The following is a 5,651-nucleotide window of genomic DNA, read 5'->3' on the forward strand; positions in this document are numbered from 1 at the left end:
TTCCGCAGGGCGGCGGCAGCGACCCCGCCCGCTTCAGCGTCGCCGACTTCCAGGTGGATTTCGCCCGCATGACCTGCACCTGTCCCGGGGGCAACGTCAGCACGACGGTGTATCCCTCGGGCAGCGCCGATGGCATCTCCTTCCGGTTTCTGGCGTCCGACTGCGCCGGCTGCGCCCCATACGCATCAACCCATACCCTTGGCAAAGCCATGCAACGCATACCAGAGCATGGCGGCGGCCAGGCGGCAGGTGCGCAGGTCAAGGTCGTATGGCGGGCAGACTTCGCTCAGTTCGATCAGGCGGGTGCGAGGATCGCGTCCGGCGAGTTCGGCGAGGGCGCAGAATTCGTCGCCGCGCATGCCAAGTGGGTTGGGCGCACTGACACCGGGGGCTTCGGCGGCGTTGACAACATCCATGTCAAAGCCCCAGAAGATCGTGGTTGCGCTACTCTCCGTGGTGATGTGCTCGACGGTCGCGGTGACACCCCTGGAGCGCGCCATTTGCAAGGTCGTAACCTGGGCTCCACACTTCTCCAGAAAGGCGGTGTAGACGGGTGAATTGGCAAAGGGTTGGGCACCAATGACGTGATAGTTGGTCGGCGCGAGGCGGCCTTCGTCGATCAGTTGGCGATAGGGTGTGCCGCTGTTGCGCGGGGTGTCGGCCCGCACATCGTAGTGGGCATCAAGGTTGAGCGCCAGCGCCGGCCCGGTCGCCGCCGTTAATCCCACATAGTCGGGATAGGCCACATCGTTGCCGCCGCCAAGCACAAGCAGACGTTTGCCGTCGGCGATGATCTGCGCGACCACCGCCATATGCAGGTCGTGCCGCTCTTCGAGCGTTGGCGCTGGCGGAGTATCGCCCAGGTCAACCAGCGCAAGCTCGGTGAGCCCGGCGATGCCCATGCGATAGAGGCAGCGCCGGATCGCCGCAGGTGCCTCGGCTGCGCCCGGGCGTCCACCGTTGCGGCGCACCCCTTCATCCTCGGGAAACCCGAGGATCACCACCGACGCATCGGCATAGGCCGCGATCCCCCGTTGCACCACGTCGCCCAGGCGCACATCGTTCGGATCGTTACGCGAGAAAAAGAGCTCCCCAGCAACAGGTACCAGCCGTTCCAGATCAAGCTTTGGCATCAGGGCACCTCCCGCGCCTGCCAGAAGCGTCCCGCAGCGGCAACGCCCACCACCCCGGTCGAACCTGGGGGCAACTCAATCACGAAGGGCAGATCAGGGCGCAATTCAACGGGTGCACTGCGGAAGACTTCGCGATCATCGAGGCTGACGACAACAGTTGCATTGGCAAGGCGTTGCGGCGTCGCCAGCGTCACCGTCAGACCACCATCGTCGCGTCGCTCTAGACCAAGGCTTCCTTCGGGGGTTGCCGTGGCCGGCATGCCCATCTGCCAGACTGGTTGCCAGGTGGTCGCAATCGCGCGGGATGCTCCTGGCGCAAGCAGCGGGTCGTCCCAAAAGGTCGGTTGCGCGCCGCTCCATACTTCGACATAGGCGCTGCCATCATCCGTATACAAACCTGGCTCGACACTCGGCCCAAAGCCAAATATCTTGCCGCCAACCGTGCCTTCCCCGTGACTCACCACTGCCCCATAATCGGCCTCAACATCATAGGCCCCGATAAAAGGCACCGGCGTCGGCGCAAACGCACCGATATAGCCCGTCCAGTTGGTGGGGTTGCGCAGATCGCGGCCAGCCTGATAGGGCCACGGAAAACGCTGGCGGGGGGCAGGCAACGCCTGATCGAAAGTCGCATGGACAATCAGTTCATCGGTAGGCACGATAAAACGCATCCCCGGCCCAACCTGATTGTCACCAGCAGGGCTCAAGATCGCATTGGTCCACATCTGCAACGGTTGCGCCGTCGTCGTCGGGTTACGTGCCTCAAGACGCACCGCAAAACGCGACTCGTCGGCACGGAGCGTCACCGTACCAAGCACCTCAAACCCACGTTGGCGCTCGGTCGTCGTCGCGATCACGTCGACCCGGTCGCCCTCACGGATCACCTGCATCGCCCACGGAAGATTCTCCAGATAGCCATGCTCCTCGGTTGGCACGGCCCACTCAAGGCCACCAACGCCAAGCCACCAGCCACGTTGCCCAAACGGACTCGGCTTGATCACCTGATTCTGGTAGAAGATCCGGCGTCCGGTGGTGCGATCAACCGCCTGCACCAGGCGTCCGCCGAGTTCCGGGAGAAAGGTGAGCGTGAGGAAGCGGTTCTCGACCACAAGCGCACGGTACTCACGGGGCTGCGGCGGGCCAACCAGGGCTGGTTCAAGGCGGTCATACGGATAGATTGAATCGCCGGGTTGGGTCGGGCGCAGTGCCGGGGCAAGATCGTAGGTCGGGATCGTCAGCGTCGTCTCGCGTACAGTCAGCGGCTCGGCGGGCACCGGGCGCGCATAGTGCAACGTGTGGCCGTGACGCCAGCGCAGATAATGCTGGCCCACATTGCCCATCTCAACCTTCCAGGGATCAGGATTAGCCGGATTATAGGTCAAGAGACGGCGCTCAAAGGCCTGGAAGAGCACCGGCACTGGTTGCCCGGCAACCGTCACCGTGGCCCAGTAAGGCTCGGTAATCGGGTAACCAAAGACAAAAAGCGGATCAACAACCTGCTCGCGCACCACGCGTCCATTGACCAACACGGGCCCGCGCTGCTCCATAAACTGCTGAAACACCGTCGGCACATTGCGCCCCGTCACCGGCTCATAGCGCACAATCGTCGTCTCGGGCCGCGCCAGGGCCGGACTCTCACCCACGCCGGCTGGCCCAAAGGTCGCACTGACGCGCTGACCGACACGTGAGGGCACCCGATTACCCCCATCAAGCGCCGCAAGCGGAGCGAGCATCGCATACGTCGGAGCGTCAGGATTGCCCACAGGATCGCCAGCGACCGGAATGGCCGCCGCCGCGCGATTCACAAACGTCGTCGCGCCCACCTGCAACCGCCCAACAATCATCTCGACCACCAGCAACCCGCCGGTCACAAACCATGGCGAAGTGCGGTCACCGGCAGGATCATTGATCTCCATGCGCGCCTTATCAACATACTGGACAAGGCGCACCCCACCGGGAGCCTGGTCAAAACGCTCGTAGCGGCGCGAACCGGGCAACTCACCCCAGACCCACGAACGGCCCGCGCTACCGGCGGCCACCAGCGCATCAGCCCGCGTCCAGATCTGGCGAAAAGCCGGATCGGCAAACCCATCGGGCGTAAGAGTTTGTGCCTGAGCAACCGGCGGCAACAGCGTAAGCAGCAGCGCACACAGCAGCAACAGACTGACCAGAGAAACGCGTTGCGCAAGTGAAATCCGATTTGTTTTCATAGTTTACTCTTTTAGCACAACAAACTGTGCCATCAACAACAGCAGCAAGGCAATGTGGCCTATGCGTTGAAATCTTGCCGGCAACCTGGATATTTTGAGCGCCATGTGCGTCTCCACTACGTAACAGCAGTTGTATCATTATATAAGCAAATCCTCCTGTGCAAGGCGACACGCCGCACACCCTCGTACGGGTGATTGAGGCGGCCTGAGACCACCTCAATCACCCGTATAATAGACTGATGCACAACAACCCATCTTCCACCAGCGATCGCCAGATCATCATTGCCGCACTTGTTTTGAGCCTGGGAGGAGCCGTGGCCCTCGGGTTTGGTCGCTTTGCGTATGCGCTCTTGCTTGAGCCGATGCGCACGGATCTCAACTGGAGCTATGCCCAGGCGGGGCTGATTGGCAGTGCCAACGCCATCGGCTACCTTGTCGGCACCATGCTTGTTGGGCTCGCCGTCGCCCGTTGGGGCGCACCGCTCACGGTACGCATTGCCCTCGTTCTCACCAGCCTCAGCCTTTTGCTCACCGGGTTGCTCAGTCTCTTCCCCGCCCTCCTGGTGCTCCGCATTCTGACAGGTATCGGGGGCGGACTCATCTATGTCGGCGGGGCGACCGTGGTGATGAATCGTAGTGGCACGGCGGGACGCCCGCCACTTGGACTCTACTACAGTGGGCCAGGGATTGGCATTGCCATTTCGGGGCTAGCCGTACCGCCACTGCTCGCAACCCTGCAACACGATGGATGGCGCACCATCTGGCTTGGGATGGGGCTTATCGGGTTGCTTGCCCTCGTCTTGATGGAACCATTTTTGCGTACCGCCGAAGCCCATGCTCGTGCGAGTGGCATGGCACCTGGACGAGCGCGCCCGGTCGCAAGCGACTACGGATCTATCTGGCCCCTCATGCTCTCGTTTTTCATCTATGGCATCGGGTACATTGGCTACATGACCTTTATTATCGCCTTTATGCAGGCCCAAGGAGCCGCCCCCACACTTGTGCAATGGTTCTGGGGCGGCCTGGGCCTCGTCGCGATTATGGGAGGGGCACTCTGGGTACCGGTGATTGGCAGGCTTGGGCCGCGCTATGGGCAAGCGCTCATTATGTCAATGCTCACCATGGCCGCGCTGCTGCCGCTGCTTGCACCGCAAACCTGGAGCTACGCCCTTTCAGCGCTGCTTTTTGGGGGCTCATTTCTCTCGGTTGTGACTGCGGTGACGAGTGAAATCCGTCGGCGGCTGCCACCCGAACGCTGGGCACTCGTCACCGGCCATGCCGTCGCCCTCTTTGCGCTGGGGCAACTAATCGGGCCAGTGCTCACCGGACTGATCGCCGACCTACCGGGGGGCCTTGCCTACGGCATGATGCTCTCGGCTGGCGCGCTCGGGTTGGCGACGCTAGTTGCCTTGATCAAGCGTTGACGCCCCACTATGGAGCTTCTTGCGCAGAAAAAAGCCAGCGACGCTGGCTTTTTTCTGCGCAAGAAAACCCCTGGGGGCCACAGGCACCCAAAGGCTCACCCCTACTTCACAACCATCACCGGGCAAGGGGCACGATGGGTCACCGCCATGCTCACACTACCGAGCATCAAGCCCTTCCACTGACTCAAACCGCGGGCACCGATGACCAGCAAGTCAGGGTTACGGGTATGCACTACATCGAGAATCACATCAGCGGCACCGCCCTCGATGACATCAGTGTCAACGTGGGGAACCCCGATCTCGCGGAGGCGGCTCTCGACATTGGCAACAAGTGAACGGGCGTGCTCAAGCATATGGCTGAGCGTCCGACTATAATTCGGCTCACCAAGCGAACCGGGAATCCGCGTCAGTGCGTGCAAGACAAGGATCTCGGCTTGATAGCGCAAGGCGAGTGAGGCCGCAATATCGGTCGCACGCTCGGAAGGGGCCGAACCGTCAGTCGCAAGCAGAATCTTCTTGAACATGATGAAACTCCTTTGTGTCATCAAGTCGCTGATGGGAGACAAACGTGGTTGCGGAGGCAGAAACACGGCGCAAGGAGGGGTGGCACACAGGGACACACAATCTGTAATTATCTATGATAGCACAGGCTTACAGGAGAGTCTAGACCCATGCAAGAACATGCTAGGGCGATTGCATCATACGAAACCGGATACAACGGGACACCCGCAAGGGGTGCCCGTACCGGGGCGGGGCACCCGCAAGGGGTGCCCCTACACCGGGCCCGCCCCCCGGCCCTGTAGGGGCACCCCTTGCGGGTGCCCTTGCGGGTGCCCTTGCCGGTGCCCTTGCCGGTGCCCTTGCCGGTGCCCTTGCCGGTGCCC

The 5,651-nt window shown here is 62.1% G+C and carries 4 protein-coding genes; 1 reads left to right on the top strand and 3 read right to left on the bottom strand.

Annotated elements, in window-relative coordinates; translation table 11 throughout:
• Window positions 1-185 precede the first annotated feature (185 nt).
• Together EYB53_RS24865 and EYB53_RS24870 are read right to left on the bottom strand one after the other, a co-directional pair.
• Entirely contained in the window at window positions 186-1,133 is a 948-nt protein-coding gene (locus tag EYB53_RS24865) for a formimidoylglutamase (protein ID WP_135482235.1), read from the bottom strand.
• Window positions 1,133-3,343 (bottom strand): DUF5107 domain-containing protein, encoded by a 2,211-nt coding sequence (locus EYB53_RS24870; RefSeq protein WP_135482237.1) that lies wholly within the window; start codon window positions 3,341-3,343, stop codon window positions 1,133-1,135. Before EYB53_RS24870 ends, EYB53_RS24865 begins: the two co-directional genes overlap by 1 nt.
• Before the next feature lie 239 nt (window positions 3,344-3,582).
• Between EYB53_RS24870 and EYB53_RS24875 the strand changes: the two genes are divergently transcribed.
• The gene (locus tag EYB53_RS24875; RefSeq protein WP_135482239.1) at window positions 3,583-4,767 is read left to right on the top strand and encodes a YbfB/YjiJ family MFS transporter; all 1,185 of its coding nucleotides are present in this window, start codon (window positions 3,583-3,585) and stop codon (window positions 4,765-4,767) included.
• A gap of 101 nt (window positions 4,768-4,868) precedes the next feature.
• Here EYB53_RS24875 and EYB53_RS24880 read toward each other — a convergent pair whose 3' ends face one another.
• Entirely contained in the window at window positions 4,869-5,291 is a 423-nt protein-coding gene (locus EYB53_RS24880; protein ID WP_167857615.1) for a universal stress protein, read from the bottom strand.
• Between the last annotated feature and the right edge of the window lie 360 nt (window positions 5,292-5,651).

The organism is Candidatus Chloroploca mongolica (assembly GCF_004762035.2).
Taxonomy (GTDB): Bacteria; Chloroflexota; Chloroflexia; order Chloroflexales; family Chloroflexaceae; genus Chloroploca; species Chloroploca mongolica.